This window comes from Devosia indica (assembly GCF_003056405.1).
GTDB classification, from domain to species: domain Bacteria; phylum Pseudomonadota; class Alphaproteobacteria; order Rhizobiales; family Devosiaceae; genus Devosia; species Devosia indica.
On the sequence record NZ_PYVZ01000016.1, the window covers coordinates 68,639 to 85,495 of the forward strand.

Genomic DNA, 16,857 nt, shown 5'->3' on the forward strand with positions numbered 1-16,857 from the left:
TTCCCGTCGAGTGTCAGCGTGAAGGAACGACCATGCCAACAAGGAATAACCCCAGACGGCCCAGTGCGGTCGGCGTTGCCGCGGCCCTGCTTCTCATGGGTACGGCTTTGCCCACCTCTGCCTTCGATCCCGCGGTCGAAGATGAAGTCCGCTTTCAGATCAATTGCGCCATATTGATGCTGACCGACCCGGTCGAGCATGTGGCGGTCTGCAATCCCGGCCCGCAATCCTCGCCGGCCTCACTTTCGCAGAGCATCAGCGGTGGGCCTGGGGTTGTGCCCCCGCCGCCACCGCCGCCGCCTGCGCCGGAAGTGACCGAGGAGGAGGAAGAAGTGGAAGATCCGTGCCCCGGTGGCAGCGTCAATCCCTGCGGAGGCTGCTTCTACCCGAACTGACATGGCCAAGCGGATCTTGCTCGCCTGGGAGGGCGGCGCCGGCCGGGGCCATGTCGTGACCCTCAGGGTCATGGCGGAGGCCCTCGGCCCGCAGCCTCACTACGAAGCCGCACTCTGCCGCATGGACCATGCGGCAGAGCTGTCGGCTGTGTGCGGGGCGGTCTATCCCTCGGCCGGGCTCTACCTGCATGCTGCCCCCCGCAAGGCCCTGGGCTGGCCGCGGACAGCGAGCTGGGCCGACTTTCTCGGCGATCTGGTTTTTTGCTTTTCCCGAGCGGCTGCAGGTGCAATTCGACTGGTGGATAGAGGTCCTGCGCTCCCGGCGTATCGATCTCGTTATCGCCGACTTCGCACCCGTTTCCATGCTCGCCGCCAGGGCGTTTGGTATTCCCTCGGTCTGCGTGGGAACCGGCTATTCTGCCCCGCCGCCGGGCATGACATCATTCCCCATCCTGCTGCCGGAATACACCACTCTTGTGCATGACGAGGCGGCCCTTTTGGCCAACACCAATGCCATTCTGGCGCCCTTCAATCTCGAACCTCTGGGGGCTTTCTCCGACATCTACCGGGCGTCTGTCTCCATGCCGCGCACCATTCGGCAGCTTGATCCCTATGACGGATTGCGAGCGTCCCCCTTGCTCCCGCCACTCAACGAAGCAGTACCGCGTGGCACTGGTTCTGGTGACGAGATCTTTGTCTATTTCTCGACGGCGGAAACCGCCTATGCCCCCCCTGGTCGAGGCCTGTGCGGACTTGACCTGCCGGTCCGCGCCTATCTGCCGGGTGCAGACGCGCAATTGCTGGACCGGCTTGTCCAGGCAGGCGTCATGGTGGAGCTCGCGCCCGTGCCGGTGGACCAGATCGCTGCGCGCAGTCGCTTGATGCTCAATGCCGGCCAGCATGGCTCATTGTGCATGGGACTGGGCCTGGGTATTCCGCAGCTCACACTGCCCCAGCACCTCGAACATCTTTATCACGCCCGGCGCGCCTTTGATCTTGGGGTAGCGGAAATCGTGCCCTATCGATCCTGGGACGCCGGGCAGATTATCGCATTGACCCGAGAACTGTACTTTGATCCGGATCGTGCCGCGCGCAGCCAGGCCCTTGCGGCAAGCCTCTACCCTGACCTCTTCGGGGATATCGCGCGGCTGGTGCGCGACCGCGTCGGGCCGCTCCTCGACTGATCGGGCAAATCAGCCTTTGCCCCATGCGCCATGCCTTGCTAAAAGGCGCGCAATTCTTCCAACCCCGATTGCCGATCCATGAACGACACCGCTCCCAGCGCGACCGAAAAAGACTATTCGGCCACGCTCTTCCTGCCGGAAACCAATTTCCCGATGCGCGCTGGCCTGCCTCAGCGCGAGCCCGAATGGCTCAAGCGCTGGGAAGACATGGATATTTACGCCCTGCAGCGCGAACAGGCCAAGGACCGGCCGCTCTTCACCCTGCATGACGGCCCCCCATACGCCAATGGCAACATCCATATCGGCCATGCGCTGAACAAGACGCTCAAGGACATGATCTCCCGCTCCAAGCAGATGGCGGGGTTCAACTCGGCTTATGTGCCGGGCTGGGATTGTCACGGCCTGCCCATCGAATGGAAGATCGAGGAGCAGTACCGCGCCAAGGGCAAGGACAAGAACGAGGTTCCGGTGGTCGAATTCCGCCAGGAATGCCGTACCTTTGCCGAGCAGTGGGTCGATATCCAGCGCGAGGAATTCAAGCGCCTCGGCATCCTGGGGGAGTGGGACAATCCCTATCTCACCATGAGCTTCGACGCCGAAGCCCAGATCGCCCGCGAGCTGATGAAGGTCTCGATGACCGGCCAGCTCTATCGCGGCTCCAAACCCGTCATGTGGTCGGTGGTCGAGCGCACCGCGCTCGCCGAAGCCGAAATCGAATATGCCGACCACGAGAGCGACACCATCTGGGTTAAGTTCCCGGTTGTCTCATATGATCTTGGATTCAATCCCGACGACAAACAGAGCATCGAGGCGAAAGACGCCCTTCGTCCGCTACTTTCGGCAGCGTCGGTCGTGATCTGGACTACTACTCCGTGGACCATCCCGGCCAACCGGGCCATCTCCTTCTCCAGTCGGATCGAGTACGGTCTCTACGAGGTTACCGAGGCGCCTGCCGAGAACTGGGCCAAGGTCGGCGACAAGCTGATCCTGGCCGACAAGCTCGCCGCCGAGGTCTTCGCCAAGGCCAAGGTTGCCGGCTTCGAAAAGCGCGCAACCGTCACGGCTGAGGAACTCGCTTCGATCACGGCAGCCCATCCCCTGCGCAGTTTCGCTGGCGGCTACAATTTCGACGTGCCCCTGCTCGACGGCGAGCATGTCACCGATGATGCCGGTACCGGCTTCGTGCACACCGCGCCGGGCCATGGCCTCGACGACTTTGGCATCTGGATGGAGTCGACCCGCCTGCTCAAGGAGCGCGGCATTGACCCTTCCATCCCCTATTGCGTCGACGATGGCGGCTTCTACACCAAGGACGCGCCGGGCTTCGATGGCGCGCGCGTCATCGACGACAACGGCAAAAAGGGCGACGCCAACCAGCGCGTCATCACGGCCCTCGCAGAGCACGGCAACATCATCGCCCGCGGCCGCGTAAAACACCAATATCCCCATTCCTGGCGCTCCAAGAAGCCGGTGATCTTCCGCAATACCCCGCAATGGTTTGTCTATATGGACAAGGACATTGAAGGGGAGGCAGGCGACACTCTGCGCGCCCGCGCCCTCAACGCCATCGACGCAACCAAGTTCTATCCCGCTACCGGACAGAACCGTCTGCGCGCCATGATCGCCGATCGCCCCGACTGGGTGCTGTCGCGCCAGCGCGCCTGGGGCGTGCCGATCACGGTTTTCGTGCACAAGCAGAGCGGCGAAATCCTCCGCGACGAAATGGTCAATCACCGCATCGCCCAGTCCTTCGAGGAAGAGGGTGCCGACGCCTGGTACAAGCCCGGCGCTGCCGAGCGCTATCTTGGTGCCGACTACAAGGTCGAGGACTATGAAATGGTCCGCGATGTGCTCGATGTCTGGTTCGACTCGGGCTCGACCCACTCCTTCGTGCTGCGCAACAAGCAGAAATGGCCGCATCTGAAATTCCCGGCCTCGATGTATCTCGAGGGCTCGGACCAGCATCGCGGCTGGTTCCATTCGTCCCTGCTCGAAAGCTGCGCCACCAATGGCCACGCGCCCTATGACAGCGTCCTCACCCATGGGTTCACCATGGATGGGGAAGGCCGCAAGATGAGCAAGTCGCTGGGCAATACCGTTGCCCCGCAGGACATCATCAAGCAGTTTGGCGCCGATATCCTCCGGCTCTGGGTCGCCTCGTCCGACTATTCGGAAGATCTGCGCCTGGGCAAGGAGATCATCCAGACCACGGTCGACAGCTATCGCAAGCTGAGGAACTCCCTGCGCTGGCTGCTCGGCAATCTGGCCCATTTCCAGAAAGACGACGTCGTCGACCCCAAGGACATGCCCGAGCTTGAGCGGCTGATGCTGCATCGCCTGGCCCAGCTCGATACCGGCGTCCGCGCGGCCTATAACGAGTATGACTATCGCAAGGTGGTGACGCTGCTCACCAACTTCATGAATATCGAGCTGTCGGCGTTCTATTTCGATGTCCGCAAGGACACGCTCTATTGCGATCCGATTTCCTCGATCAAGCGCCGTTCGGCGCTGACCGTGCTCGACCACCTGTTCAACGCGCTCACCGCCTGGCTTGCGCCGATCCTGGTCTTCACCATGGAAGAATGTTGGCTTGAACGGCACCCGGAGGAGGGTGCCTCGGTCCACCTGCGTCAGTTCCCCGACATTCCGCAGACCTGGCTGGACAATGAGCTGGCGGCCAAGTGGCAGCTCATCCGTGCTGTCCGCCGTGTCGTCACCGGCGCACTCGAGATCGAGCGTCGCGAAAAGCGCATTGGCTCCTCGCTGGAGGCCGCGCCAAAGGTATTCATCGCCGACGCCCGCTATATCGTTGCGCTGGAAGGCCAGGATCTGGCCGAAATCGCCATCACTTCGGCCGTTGAAATCAAGCAGAACGAAGGCCCTGGCGAGGCTTTCCGCCTCGACGACGTGCCGGGCGTCTCCGTCATGCCGGCCCTGGCCGAGGGCAAGCGCTGCGCTCGTTCCTGGAAGGTGCTGCCCGAAGTCGGCACTGACCCGGACTATCCCGATGTCTCGCCGCGCGACGCCCAGGCGCTGCGCGAGCGCGCTGCCGCGGGTCTTTGACCTTTGGCCGCCTTGCGCCGCTTTGACATCTCGGTGATCGCCTCCCTCATGGTGGCGATCATCGCCTTTGGGCTGGACCGCGCGCAGAAGGCCTATCACATCGCCGCCGAATGCTACGTCATCGGCCAGGCCGCCTGCGTCAGCGTCCCCTATTTCTTCGAGCCCATCACGCTGACCGGCTGGCGCGGCGGCGAATTGCTCAGCGTCACGCCGTTCTTCGACTATGTTCTGGTCTGGAATACCGGCATTTCCTATGGCCTGTTCGATGGCCTGCCGGTCTGGGCGCTGGGCGCAATCATGCTTGTTGCCATCGTGGCGCTCTCGGTCTGGTGGTGGCGCAGCACCGAATTCCTGGTGCGGCTTGGCTTGGCCCTTTGCGTGGGCGGGGCCCTGTCCAACGCCCTCGACCGCCTCATCTATGGGGCCGTGGCCGATTTCTTCCACTTTCATTGGGGAAGCTGGTCATTCTACATTTTCAACCTGGCAGATGTGGCCATCACGCTGGGCGTCATACTGCTCTTTGTCGATCTGCTGGGCCTGTTCCGCCGCCGCCCGGCCAAATCGGACTGAGCGGCAAATTCATCACCGTGCTGCCAGAATCTGGTCTTACGGCTGGGAATGCGCTATAGAGGCCGCCGATATCGTAAGGGAATTTGCATGCGGATCGCATTGACCGGGCAGGGTGCTGCCATTTCTGCCGCCACACGCGCGGGTCTTGCCGCTCTAGGGCTGCTGGCCAGCCTGGCACTTGCGGCCTGTACGACGGTGGAAGGCACCAATGCCCTGACCGATTTCGGCACGTTCGAACGGGAAGTGATGAACACGACCGCCCGCGGCGTCGGCCTGATCCCGGGCGACCCGCCAAAGGAAGATCTGACCGCCGCACGTGCCCCTTTGGTGCTGCCCAAATCCGACGCCAATCTGCCGGCGCCCCGCACCCAGGTTGCCGCGGCGCAATTGCCTGCCGACAGCGACACGGTACAGATCGACACCACCAATCTCAGCGAGGCCGACCTGCGCCTGCTGCGTGACGCCCGCGTTGTCGATATGCGCACTCTGGGCGGCCGCCCGCTGACCGAGGTTGAAGCGCGCCAGCTCACCGCACGCATGCAGGCCGCCAACATGGCTGTCACGGCCAATAATGAGCGCCCGCTCTACCTGCCACCGGCCGAATACTTTACTCGCGTTGGCGATTCGCAACTGGTCTGCCGCACCGCCTCGGGCGAACTGGTCTCCCTGCGGGATGATCGCTGCCCCGCCGATGTGCGCCGGGCGCTGCAGGAAGCCAATCCGGGCGTGTCCAGTTCGGGCCTGATCGGCACGGACATCAACAATACCCTTGGTCGGAACGAGTAGCCCCGGTTCGATCCAGGACCTAACACCGAAAACGGCGCCCCGCCTTCCGGCGGGGCGTCTTCGATTTTACCGCGCCGCCCGCCACTGCGATCCCGCTTGTGGCATCATGGGTCCCGCATGTCAGAAAGTGCTCCAATGAGCGACACCCCCAAACAACCCGAATCTGCCGACCGTCTGGCAAAAGTCATTGCCCGGGCCGGTCTCTGCTCCCGCCGCGATGCCGAGGGCTGGATTGCCGACGGTCGCGTGGCCGTCAACGGCAAGACCGTGCTGACGCCAGCCTTCAACGTCACCAGCCGCGACAAGATCGAGGTCGATGGCCTGCCGCTCGCCGCGCGCCAGGGCACCCGCGTCTGGCTCTACAACAAGCCGGCCGGCCTGGTGGTCACCGAGAAGGACCCTGAAGGCCGACCCACCATTTTCGAGGAACTCGACCGCATGGGGCTCCCCCGCGTGCTGACCGTGGGCCGCCTCGATATAAACACCGAAGGCCTGCTGCTGCTCACCAATGATGGCGGCCTCAAGCGCGTGCTCGAGCTGCCCTCCACCGGCTGGCTGCGCCGCTACCGCGTGCGTGCCTTCGGCTCGGTCACCCAGACCCAGCTCGACAGCCTCAAGCACGGCATCACCGTCGATGGCGTGCAATACGGCCCGATCACCGCCACGCTGGAGCGCGAGCAGGGTTCCAATGTCTGGATGGTGCTGGGCCTGCGCGAAGGCAAGAACCGCGAAGTCAAGAACGTGCTGGGTTCGCTCGGCCTTGAGGTGAACCGGCTGATCCGCATCTCCTATGGGCCATTCCAGCTCGGTGATCTGGCCGAAGGTGGCGTCGAGATGGTCAAGGCGCGCATGCTGCGCGATCAGCTCGGCAAGAAGCTGGCCGAGTCGGCTGGCGTCGATTTCGAGAGCGAGATGCCCGATACCGCCCCGGTCCGCGATGAACGCCCGGTTCGTTCCCCGCGTGACCGGCAACCGCTGCGTCCACGTCCCGCTATAGGTCGGGACGGCGTACGGGATCGCGATGAAGGTCGCCCAATGCGGCCGCGTCGCATCCATTTCGAGGATGATGGTCGCGCCCCTGAGGCCTTCGAGCCCAAGGGTGACGGCCGCTCGCGTCGGGATCGTGATGAACAGCCCGCCCGCAGCTTCGGCAAACCCGCTGGCCGCCCCGAGCGGTCCGATCGCCCCGAGGGCCGCAAGTCCTTTGGCGACCGGCCGCCCCGCCGTGATGGCGACAAGCCGGCGCGCGGAGGCTTTGCGGACCGCCCCAAACGCGACTTTGGTGACCGGCCCGCACGCGGTCCGCGAACAGACCGTGGCTTTGAGGATCGGCCCAAGCGCAGCTTTGGCGACAAGCCGGCTCGGGGCGGTTTCTCCGAACGCCCCAAGAAGGACTTTGGTGACCGCCCGAAACGCGATTTCGGCGGCAAGCCTGCCCGTCCGCAGGGCGAACGTCCGGCCCGTGGCCCGCGTCCCGAACGGAATTTCGATGATCGTCCCAAGCGTGATTATGGGGATCGTCCGCAGCGGCCTTACGGTGACAGGCCGGCCCATGGTCCCCGTACCGAACGCCCCCAGGGCGATCGGCCGGTCCGCAGCGAACGACCCCATGGTGACCGCCCGCAGCGCGCCGACACTCGCCCGGGCAGCAAATCCTTCGGTGACCGCAAGCCCTTCGCCGGCAAGCCTGGTGGTGCGGCCAAGCCTTATGCCGGAAAACCTGGTGGTGCCCGTTCGGCGGGTGGCCGTCCCGGTGCCAAGCCTTTTGCGGGCAAACCCGGTGGCCCGCGTCCTACTGGCGGACGGCCCACAGGCGGGCGCCCCTCCAGTGGCCCGCGTAAGCCGAGGGGCTAGCCGATCATGCGCATCGTCGCCGGCAAATTTCGCGGCAAGCAATTGTCCTCGCCCTCAGATGACAGCATCCGCCCCACCTCGGACCGGGCGCGCGAGTCGATGTTCAATATTCTCGGGTCCCGGCTTGGGCCGGTGTTCGAGGGCAAGCGCGTGCTCGATCTGTTTGCCGGTACGGGGGCATTGGGCCTCGAAGCGCTCTCACGCGGTGCGGCCCATGTTACCTTTGTCGATACGGGGGCCGAGGCGCGCGGCCTCATTCGCGATCACATCCAGGCCTTTGGTGTCGCAGCCATCACCAAGCTGCTGCGCCGCGATGCTACCGCGCTTGGCGCGCCGGGCACCTTTGGCGAGTTCGACCTGATTTTTCTCGATCCACCCTATGGGCAGGGTCTGGGTGAAAAGGCCCTCGCCGAACTCGCCGCCAATGGCTGGATCGCGCCCGGTGCCACCATCGTCTGGGAAGAGGCTGCCAGTGCCGAGGTGACTATTCCGTCGGGCTTTGAACTCGAAGATACCCGTGAGTATGGCGCGGCCGCCGTGCGGTTTCTGACATTCAGCTAACGGCTGCAATGCGGCCTGAAGAGAAAAGCGGCGGCCCGTGCTTCAGGCCGCCTTCAGGCATTCCGCGCACTTGCCGCGAATTTCCATGGTTGTCCGCTCGACCTTGAAACCGGTCGCGCCTGCCCATTTGCCCAGCCGCTCTTCGATCACCGCATCGGCGAATTCATCCACCTTGCCGCAACCTTCGCAAATGGCAAAGGCGATCAGCCCTTTGCGATGACAATGCTCGTCTGCGCAGGCCACGAAGGCATTGAGCGATTCCAGCCGATGCGCCAGGCCGCGTTCCACCAGCTTGTCCAGCGCCCGATAGACCTGCAATGGCGCGCGCAGGCCTTCACTGCGCAGCAGGTCGAGAATGTCATAGGCCGAGAGCGGAGCCGGGGCGTGGTTCAGCGTGCCCAGCACCAGTTCCTGGTTCCGGGTCAGGTCCGTGGGCATGACATGGTCATGTGCCATAGTGATCACTCCTGCCAAACAGCCGCGCCGTGGGCACCACCAGCGACAGTAAGAACAGCGCCAGCGCCATCACCACGATGGATGGTCCAGAAGCGGTATCCCAGGTCCGCGACCCGAACAAGCCGCCGACCACGGAAAGCCCGCCCAGCACCGCCGCGACTGCGGCCATCATCTCCGGCGTGGCACTCAGGCGCCGTGCCGTGGCCGCTGGAATGATCAGAAGGGACGTGATCAGCAGAACCCCGACCAGCTTCATGGCAATGGCGATCACACTGGCCATCAGCAGCATCAGGATGATGCGGCTGACTTCCGGGCGCAAGCCCTCGGCCTCGGCCAGTTCCGGACTGACCGTTGCCGCCAGCAGCGGCCGCCAGTTCAGCACCAGGATGGCGAGAATGGCGATACCCCCGCCATAGATGATTGCAATATCCTCCACCGAGACGGCCAGGATATCGCCGAACAGGAACCCCATCAGGTCGATCCGCACCTGGGTCAGGAAGCCGACAATCACCAGCCCGACAGCCAGGCTCGAATGGCTGAGAATCCCCAATAGGGCATCGGTCGAAAGCGTGTTCTGCTTTTGCAGCAGCAACAGCGCTCCCGCCACCAGCGCCGCAACGGCAAAGACGCCCAGCGTCACATTGACGGACAGCAGGATCGACAGGGCGACGCCCAGCAGTGCCGAATGCGCCATGGTGTCGCCGAAATAGGCCATGCGGCGCCAGACAACAAAGCAGCCCAACGGGCCGGTCACGGCGGCAAGGCCCACCCCGGCAACCAGAGCGCGTGAGAAGAAATCACCGAACATGGCCGTGCTCCCCATGCTGATGCTGATGGCCGTGGGAATGCTCATGCTCCCCATGCGCCCCGACCACACAACCATCCTCGTGGTGCTCATGGTCGTGATGATGCTCATAGATCGCCAGGGCCGAACCCGCCCGGTCGCCGAACAGCCGCAGATATTCCGGGCTGGTCTTGACCGCATTGGGCGTGCCCCGGCAGCAGACATGGCCATTGAGGCAGATGACAGTATCCGTTTCGGCCATCACCACATGCAGGTCATGCGAAATCATCAATATGCCCGCTTGCGTCTTGTCGCGGATCTGCCGGATCAATTGGTAGAGGGCCACTTCGCCGGAGAAGTCGACCCCCTGCACCGGCTCGTCCAGCACCAAAAGGTCCGGCTTGCGGATCATGGCACGAGCGAACAGCACGCGCTGGAACTCACCCCCCGACAGTTCCTGCACGGCCGCTTTGCGCAGGTGTGCTGCCCCGACCGCCTCAAGGGCTTCTCCAATCTCGGCGGATGAGAACCGTCCCGTCAGTGTCATCAGCCGTTCAACGGTCAGTGGCAGTGTCCAGTCAATGGCCAGCTTCTGCGGCACATAGCCGATGGTCAGGCCCGGCTTGCGGGTCACGGTGCCCATGCTCGGTCGCAAAACACCGGTCACCATCTTGGCTGTTGTCGATTTGCCCGATCCGTTCGGCCCGATCAGGGTGACGATCTCGCCACGTGAAATCGACAGGTCCACGCCTTCCACCAATACCCGACCGCCACTGCGCACGCCGGCGCCGGCAAGCGTGATCAGGGGTTCTCTCTGCCGATAGTCATGCATGAAATTCAGGTTTCCTTCGCCCCTCCCCCTTCTTCGGGGGAGGTCGTTGGGGGTTGGTGGCCCCTTCGCATACGCGACCAAAAAAAGCCCAGCAACCCGTCTTGACGCCAATCAATACGTTATAGCATAACACTGCTGCAAGCGTAATAACATAACATATCGCTCTCGACCCTTCCGTTGCCAAGAGGCCAGACATGACAAAATTCACCCTCCCTCTCGCCACCTTCGCAACCCTGCTGCTGACCGGCACGGCAATTGCTGCCCCCGCTGTCGTGGCGTCCACCAAGCCTGTCCACTCGCTCGTTTCCGCCGTCATGGGTGATGTTGGAACGCCCGCTCTCATCGTCAAAGGCGCTGCCTCCCCGCACACTTATTCGCTCCGTCCCTCCGATGCCGCGGCCCTTGAGGCAGCCAATATTGTCTTCTGGACTGGGCATGGCATGGAGCTCTTCCTGGCTGACGCACTCGAGACCTTGTCCACCAATGCCAAGGTGGTCGAGCTCGCCGAAGCCCCAGGAATAGAACTGCTGCCTGTCCGGGAAGGCGGAGCCTTTGAGGCGCATATGCATGAGGGGGACGACCACGAGCACGACCATGAGGAGGACGGTCATGATCATGCCGATGAACATGGCCATGGAGAGCACGAGGATGACGATCACGAGGGACATGACCATGCTCATGACGAGAGCGACATGCATTTCTGGCTTGACCCCGAAAACGCCAAGCTGATGGTCGCCCATATTGCCCAGACGCTGTCCGCCGCCGATCCCGACAATGCCGCCGCCTACGCCGCCAATGCCGAAGCCGAAGCGGCCCGGCTGGACGCCCTCTCCGCCGAACTGACGGCCACCCTGGCGCCGGTTGCCGATAAACCCTTCATCGTGTTCCACGACGCCTACCAGTATTTCGAAAACCGCTTCGGCCTCACGGTCGCCGGCACAGTCACGGTCTCGCCCGAAGCCATGCCCGGCGCCGCGCGCATCGACGAATTGCGGGCCAAGGTGGTTGAGCTGGGCGCCACCTGCGTCTTTGCCGAACCCAATTTCGAACCTGCCATTGTCCGCACCATCGTTGAAGGCACCACTGCCCAGGCGGGCACGTTGGATCCCGAGGGCAGTGCCCTGACCGAAGGGCCCGACCTCTATCCCGAGCTCTTGCGGGGCCTGGCCAATGGGCTGGTCGAGTGCCTGGGGTAAAGGTCGCGGGCTGACCGAATATCCTGGTCAAGATCAATGTCTCCCCGGCGCAGGCCGGGGCCCATCCCGAGCGTGTCAGGAGCTCGGGCCGGTGCTTCATTCGGTGCCGCCATTTCTCGCACGGTGAATCGCCCGAAAATCCGCCGCTCCTCTGTCCTCCCGGCCCGCACGCGCTAGTCCGGCACCCACAGCCCGTCAGCCAACTTCTCCCCCCCTCCAGTCCTCCACCTCTCATCCTACCACCTGCCAATCCCCCAGACTTCCACACCCCTGACCTCACCCATTCGCGCCTCCCGCGATGTAATGTGCTAACATATCGGAGTTTGATATGCACAAGACCCTCCCCCTGGCCCTGCTGGCCGCCACGGCGCTCAGTGTCCCCGCCCTTGCTGATGAAACCAGCGCCTGGCGCCTGTTCATCGGCGATCACACTGCGCCAGAGGTGACGGCGCTGGACCTCGAAACCGGCGCAGCAATTGCCACCTTCCCGCTGGCCAGCCCGGCCAGCCTCTACACCACCGATGGCGTGGTCTTTGCGGTGCAGGGCGCCGCAAATCAGGTTTCGGCCATCGATGCAGGCATTGCCGTGGACGACCACGGCGACCACGGCGATATCGAGATCACCGCGCCATCCCTGATCGAGCCTGTACTCACCGGCGAAAAGCCCGCCCATTTCGTCGAGCACGACGGCAAGGTCGCCATGTTCTTCGACGGCTCGGGGCTGGTAAGCCTGTTCACCGCACACGACTGGGCACATGACGGCGAGCTCGCGACAACCGAGCTCGACAGCGGCACCGCTCATCACGGCGTGGCTATCCCCTGGGGCGACTATACGCTGGTCTCGACCGCCGATGCCGATAACGAGAAAAAGCCCCGCCTCGGCCTCAACGTGCTCGACGCGAATGGCGATCAGGTGGGTGAAACCTATCCGTGCCCGGATCTGCATGGCGAGGCGAGTTCGGGCAACCTCGCCATGGTCGGCTGCGGCGATGGCCTGCTGCTCGTCTCCGGCTCGGATACGCCTACAATCGAAAAGCTCGACTATGCGGGCCTGCCCGATGGCAAGGTGACCACGTTGATCGGCGGGCAGGGGCTGCAATATTTCCTCGGCAATTACGGCGCCGACAAGCTGGTCATCATCGATCCCACCGAAGCCGAGCCCTACCGCCTGATCGACCTCCCCACCCGCCGCGTGCATTTCGTCACCGATCCGGTCCGGCCCAAATTCGCTTACATCTTCACTGAAGATGGCCAGCTCCGTCAGCTCGACGTGCTCAAGGGCGAGATCACGAGGTCCGTGACCATCACCGAGCCCTATTCCATGGATGGCGAATGGAGCCTGCCGCGGCCCCGCCTGACTGTTGCCGGCGACGTCATCGCCGTCACCGACCCGTTGGCCGGAAAGGTGCATCTGGTCGATGCCCAAAGCTTCGAAATCACCCGCGCGCTCAGCGTGGAGGGGCTGCCCTATACCATCGTCGCCGTCGGCGGCTCCGGCACCGTCCACTAGGCATCCTGTACCCCTCTTGCTGGCAGAGAGGTTGGATGACACGGCAATCCGGGTGAGGGGACACGCTCCTCTCGCCCTTTTACCTACTTCAGCGGTCCCTTGAAGATGAAGAAGGCGCCCAGCCCGATCAGCGCAAAGCCGATGCCGTGGTTCCAGGTAAATTTCTCGCCCAGATAAAGCACTGCAAAGAGTGCAAACACCGAAAGGGAGATGACCTCCTGGATGGTCTTGAGCTCGGCCCCTGAATAGACCCCATAGCCAATCCGGTTGGCGGGCACGGCCAGCCAATATTCGAAAAAGGCGATCCCCCAGCTCACCAGCACCACCACCCAGAGAGCCGCGCCGGGAAACTTCAGATGGCCATACCAGGCGAAAGTCATGAATAGGTTGGAGGCGATCAGCAGCCCGATCGGGGCCAGCGTAGCAAGGTTGAAACCCAATTGGTCACCATATGAGGGCGAATCGGCCCATGGCCGGGCCGAAAGCCATCTGATCAACCGCTCCACCGCTGGCAAGCGCAATCAGCGCGCGTGTTTGGTCACCTGCTCGAGCGAGAAGATTTCGTCGCTGACATCGTCGATCTTTTTCCTGACCAGCGCCTGCGCGTCATAAAGGCCGCGATTGTAGAAATAGGCGCCCATCTTCTCGGCGAAGAACTGCATCAGCAGTTCCGCCGGAATGGCGCCGATCGACTGGTCCAGCTCCTCGCGGAAATAGTCCTGGATCTCCCCGACTATGGCCTTGGTTTCCTCGCGGCTGAAGGTAATCGGTTTCATGGCCTGGCTCCTTGCTTCATAGCCCGTTCATTAAGCGAGTCGCTTCTTGTTGTGGACGTCTGCTTGCGCCAATCTGGCGCCAATGGAGGAAACCACACCATGACACTGCGCCTCTGCCTCTTGCCTCTGCTGCTGATGACCAGCCCGGTTGCTGCTGTCGAGATTGCCTGCGAAGGCGCCTTTGCCATTGATTCCTCCGAAGCCCGGCTGATCGAGATCTACGGTGCCGACAATGTGCGCACCGGCATTGTGCCCGGCCCGGAGGGCACCGAAATGCTTGCCACCGAGGTCTACCCAGACAGCGCCAAGCGGCGGCTGCAATTTGTCTGGTGGGACGAGCAGGCGCGAACCGATCTCAGCTATGTCGAACTGCCGGCCAAAATGAGTGGTCCCGGTGGCGTGCGCTATGGCATGAGCGTCGCTCAGGTCGAAGCGCTCAATGGCGCACCCTTCACCCTGAGTGGGTTCGGCTGGGACTATGGCGGTCATGCCGGTTTTGACAAGGGTGCGTTGTCTGATCTGCCAGGCGGCTGCGCGGTCGGCGTGACCTTCAGCCCCGAATACTATCCAGAAGGGCTCGATGCGGACGAAATCATCGGCGACCGACCGGTGCAATCGAACAACCCCCTGCTTGAACAGGTCAATGCCCGCGTGGATCAGGTCTTTGTCAGCTACCCCCATCCCGACTATCGCGAATAAGCCGCCATTGACCGGTGGCCTGGCTGCGCCTAACACTGGTTTCAGGTTGGTTCCCCGCGCGCAAAGGCGCAACGGGATCAAAAGGGAACACGGTGCGGCGTACCCATCAGGGACCAAATCCGTGGCTGCCCCCGCAACTGTAAGCGGCGAGTGCCCTCCTATACGCCACTGATCTCCATTGGGAGATTGGGAAGGTGGAGCGGCACATTGACCCGCGAGCCAGGAGACCTGCCAGCCTCTGATCGCATACTCGACTGTCGGTGGGACAGATGGAGGCCAAGATGTTCAAGCCGTCCGGCTAACCCTGGATCGGGACCCGGTGTCCCATGCGCCATGCTGCGAGAGCATCATCGCGCGCTGTTGCCAATTCCCGTGATTTCCATTCTGGACACTTGATCATGCATATCGAACCCGAACTCGTATCCCCTGAAAAAATGCTGCTCGCCTATGGTACGGCCGCCGCCGCTGGTGCCATGACGATCAAATTCGCTGCCGACGCCATTACCGAACGCGGCTTGGTTTCCCTTGCCGCCCGGGCCGTTCTGGCCACGGCCGCCGTCTTCGTCTTTTTCGAAGTCTTCCCGCATTATCCGGTAGGCGTCAGCGAGGTGCATCTTATCCTCGGCTCCACCCTGCTGCTGCTTTTTGGCGCCGCTCCGGCTGCCATCGGCCTCGCGCTGGGTCTCCTGATCCAGGGGCTGTTCTTCGCTCCCTTCGACCTGCCGCAATATTTCGCCAATGTGACCACGCTGGTCGCGCCCCTGGTCGCCATCAAATTCCTGGCCGATCGCATCATTGCGCCCAACACCCCTTACGTAGATTTGCGCTATGGCCAGGCTTTGGCCCTGTCAGCGACCTATCAGGGTGGCGTTGTGCTTTGGGTGGGTTTCTGGGCGCTCTACGGCCAGGGCTTCGGGGCAGAAAACCTCACCTCTGTCGCAACCTTCGGTGGCGCCTATATGCTGGTGGTCTTGCTCGAGCCGCTGGTCGACCTGGCGGTGCTGGCCGGCGCCAAGCTGGCGCGGGGCCTTGCCAGGACCGGTCTGGTCACACCGCGCCTCTACGCCTGATTTTTTATTCCAATCCCAAAGGCGCGCGTCCTCGCGGGAGGCGCGTCTTCTTCATGCAGGCGGACCCGATATGACCACCAAGATCCCCACCACTGTCATCACCGGCTTTCTCGGCGCCGGAAAGACCACGTTGGTGCGCCACATGCTGGCGCACGCGCCCAAGGGCAAGCGCATTGCCCTGATCATCAACGAGTTCGGCGATCTGGGCGTCGACAAGGATATTCTGGCCGGCTGTGGTGACGAAACCTGCCGCGAAGAGGACATGGTCGAGCTCTCCAACGGCTGCATCTGCTGCACCGTGGCCGACGAGTTCATTCCCACCATGCAGGCGCTACTGGCCCGCGACGAGAAATTCGATCACATCGTCATCGAAACCTCGGGCCTGGCCTTGCCGCAACCCTTGATCCGCGCCTTCAACTGGCCCGAGATCAAGGCCCAGGTCACCATTGATGGCGTGGTCACGGTGGCGGACGCCGCGGCCCTCGCCGAAGGCCGCTTTGCCAGTGACGAAGCGGCAGTCGATGCCCAGCGCCGGCAGGACGAAATGCTCGATCATGAGACGCCGCTGGGCGAACTTTTCGAAGACCAGCTTTCCGCCGCCGACATGATCGTCATCAACAAGACCGATCTGGTCGATCCGGCCATGCTCGATGCGGTGGAAGCCAATATCCGTGCCGAACTCCGGCCCGGCGTCGGCGTCATCCGCGCTGCCAACGGTCACGTCGATATCACTGCCCTGCTTGGCATGGGCATGTCCTCCGAAGACGACATCGCCAACCGCCCCAGCCACCATGAGCTGGAACATGGCGGGGAAACCCACGAGCACGACGATTTCGACAGCTTTTCGATGACCCTGCCTAGTATTCAGGGCAAGGATCACCTGCTCTCGATCATCGAAGAAACCATCAAGTCCCACGATGTGCTGCGCCTGAAGGGCTTTGCCGCTGTGCCCGGCACTGCTGCGCGTCTCGCCATCCAGGCCGTCGGTCCGCGCGTTACCGCCTATTTTGACCGGCCCTGGAAGCCCGGCGAGGCCAAGGTGACCTCGCTCGTCGTCATCGGTGAATCGCCGCTCGACCGTGCGGCGATTACGCAAAGTCTGGGGCAGGCGGCGGCCTGAT

At 63.1% G+C, this 16,857-nt stretch carries 17 protein-coding genes and 1 riboswitch; of the genes, 12 read left to right on the plus strand and 5 right to left on the minus strand.

What is annotated here, in order from left to right:
• Nucleotides 1-32 precede the first annotated feature (32 nt).
• From DDE76_RS15050 to rsmD, 7 genes are all read left to right on the plus strand, one after another.
• Entirely contained in the window at nucleotides 33-395 is a 363-nt protein-coding gene (locus DDE76_RS15050) for a hypothetical protein (protein ID WP_157955843.1), read from the plus strand.
• Between the two features lie 284 nt (nucleotides 396-679).
• Nucleotides 680-1,579 (plus strand): glycosyltransferase, encoded by a 900-nt coding sequence (locus DDE76_RS15055; protein WP_157955844.1) that lies wholly within the window; start codon nucleotides 680-682, stop codon nucleotides 1,577-1,579.
• 78 nt (nucleotides 1,580-1,657) lie between these two features.
• Nucleotides 1,658-4,642 (plus strand): isoleucine--tRNA ligase, encoded by a 2,985-nt coding sequence (gene ileS, locus DDE76_RS15060; RefSeq protein WP_104891871.1) that lies wholly within the window; start codon nucleotides 1,658-1,660, stop codon nucleotides 4,640-4,642.
• A 33-nt stretch (nucleotides 4,643-4,675) separates the two neighbouring features.
• Nucleotides 4,676-5,212 (plus strand): signal peptidase II, encoded by a 537-nt coding sequence (lspA, locus tag DDE76_RS15065; RefSeq protein WP_245891969.1) that lies wholly within the window; start codon nucleotides 4,676-4,678, stop codon nucleotides 5,210-5,212.
• Between the two features lie 87 nt (nucleotides 5,213-5,299).
• Complete coding sequence (locus tag DDE76_RS15070; RefSeq protein ID WP_104891870.1) at nucleotides 5,300-5,998, plus strand: hypothetical protein; 699 nt, start codon at nucleotides 5,300-5,302, stop codon at nucleotides 5,996-5,998.
• A gap of 135 nt (nucleotides 5,999-6,133) precedes the next feature.
• Nucleotides 6,134-7,852: a pseudouridine synthase gene (locus tag DDE76_RS15075; protein WP_245891971.1), complete on the plus strand. Its 1,719-nt coding sequence runs from the start codon at nucleotides 6,134-6,136 to the stop codon at nucleotides 7,850-7,852.
• Nucleotides 7,853-7,858: 6 nt separating this feature from the next.
• Entirely contained in the window at nucleotides 7,859-8,413 is a 555-nt protein-coding gene (rsmD, locus tag DDE76_RS15080; RefSeq protein ID WP_104891868.1) for a 16S rRNA (guanine(966)-N(2))-methyltransferase RsmD, read from the plus strand.
• Nucleotides 8,414-8,455: 42 nt separating this feature from the next.
• On the opposite strand, the gene DDE76_RS15085 is transcribed toward rsmD, so the two are convergent.
• The 3 genes from DDE76_RS15085 to DDE76_RS15095 are packed head-to-tail and all read right to left on the minus strand — an operon-like array spanning nucleotide 8,456 to nucleotide 10,485.
• Nucleotides 8,456-8,875, minus strand: coding sequence for a Fur family transcriptional regulator (locus DDE76_RS15085; protein WP_425430640.1), 420 nt, complete (start codon nucleotides 8,873-8,875; stop codon nucleotides 8,456-8,458).
• Entirely contained in the window at nucleotides 8,859-9,677 is an 819-nt protein-coding gene (locus tag DDE76_RS15090; protein ID WP_104894733.1) for a metal ABC transporter permease, read from the minus strand. The genes DDE76_RS15085 and DDE76_RS15090 overlap by 17 nt, the downstream gene beginning before the upstream one ends.
• Nucleotides 9,667-10,485: an ATP-binding cassette domain-containing protein gene (locus DDE76_RS15095; RefSeq protein ID WP_104891867.1), complete on the minus strand. Its 819-nt coding sequence runs from the start codon at nucleotides 10,483-10,485 to the stop codon at nucleotides 9,667-9,669. The genes DDE76_RS15090 and DDE76_RS15095 overlap by 11 nt, the downstream gene beginning before the upstream one ends.
• Nucleotides 10,486-10,679: 194 nt before the next feature.
• On the opposite strand from DDE76_RS15095, the gene DDE76_RS15100 reads away from it, so the two are divergent.
• Nucleotides 10,680-11,681 carry a zinc ABC transporter substrate-binding protein gene (locus tag DDE76_RS15100; RefSeq protein ID WP_104891866.1) on the plus strand — a complete coding sequence of 334 codons (1,002 nt, stop codon included), beginning with the start codon at nucleotides 10,680-10,682 and terminating at the stop codon, nucleotides 11,679-11,681.
• A 328-nt stretch (nucleotides 11,682-12,009) separates the two neighbouring features.
• Nucleotides 12,010-13,191, plus strand: a complete 1,182-nt coding sequence (aztD, locus tag DDE76_RS15105) for a zinc metallochaperone AztD (protein ID WP_104891865.1) — start codon at nucleotides 12,010-12,012, stop codon at nucleotides 13,189-13,191.
• 83 nt (nucleotides 13,192-13,274) lie between these two features.
• On the opposite strand, the gene DDE76_RS15110 is transcribed toward aztD, so the two are convergent.
• Together DDE76_RS15110 and DDE76_RS15115 are read right to left on the minus strand one after the other, a co-directional pair.
• On the minus strand, nucleotides 13,275-13,631 hold the full coding sequence (locus DDE76_RS15110) for a DMT family protein (RefSeq protein WP_210200307.1): 357 nt from the start codon (nucleotides 13,629-13,631) through the stop codon (nucleotides 13,275-13,277).
• A gap of 81 nt (nucleotides 13,632-13,712) precedes the next feature.
• Nucleotides 13,713-13,967, minus strand: coding sequence for a DUF2164 domain-containing protein (locus DDE76_RS15115; protein ID WP_104891864.1), 255 nt, complete (start codon nucleotides 13,965-13,967; stop codon nucleotides 13,713-13,715).
• Nucleotides 13,968-14,066: 99 nt separating this feature from the next.
• On the opposite strand from DDE76_RS15115, the gene DDE76_RS15120 reads away from it, so the two are divergent.
• The 3 genes from DDE76_RS15120 to cobW all read left to right on the plus strand — a co-directional run bounded on the left by DDE76_RS15120 (nucleotide 14,067) and on the right by cobW (nucleotide 16,856).
• Entirely contained in the window at nucleotides 14,067-14,666 is a 600-nt protein-coding gene (locus DDE76_RS15120) for a hypothetical protein (RefSeq protein WP_104891863.1), read from the plus strand.
• A gap of 30 nt (nucleotides 14,667-14,696) precedes the next feature.
• A riboswitch (cobalamin riboswitch) is annotated at nucleotides 14,697-14,916 on the plus strand.
• A gap of 148 nt (nucleotides 14,917-15,064) precedes the next feature.
• Nucleotides 15,065-15,736, plus strand: coding sequence for an energy-coupling factor ABC transporter permease (locus tag DDE76_RS15125; RefSeq protein WP_104891862.1), 672 nt, complete (start codon nucleotides 15,065-15,067; stop codon nucleotides 15,734-15,736).
• 70 nt (nucleotides 15,737-15,806) lie between these two features.
• The gene (gene cobW, locus DDE76_RS15130; protein WP_104891861.1) at nucleotides 15,807-16,856 is read left to right on the plus strand and encodes a cobalamin biosynthesis protein CobW; all 1,050 of its coding nucleotides are present in this window, start codon (nucleotides 15,807-15,809) and stop codon (nucleotides 16,854-16,856) included.
• The last annotated feature ends 1 nt before the right edge of the window (nucleotide 16,857 follow it).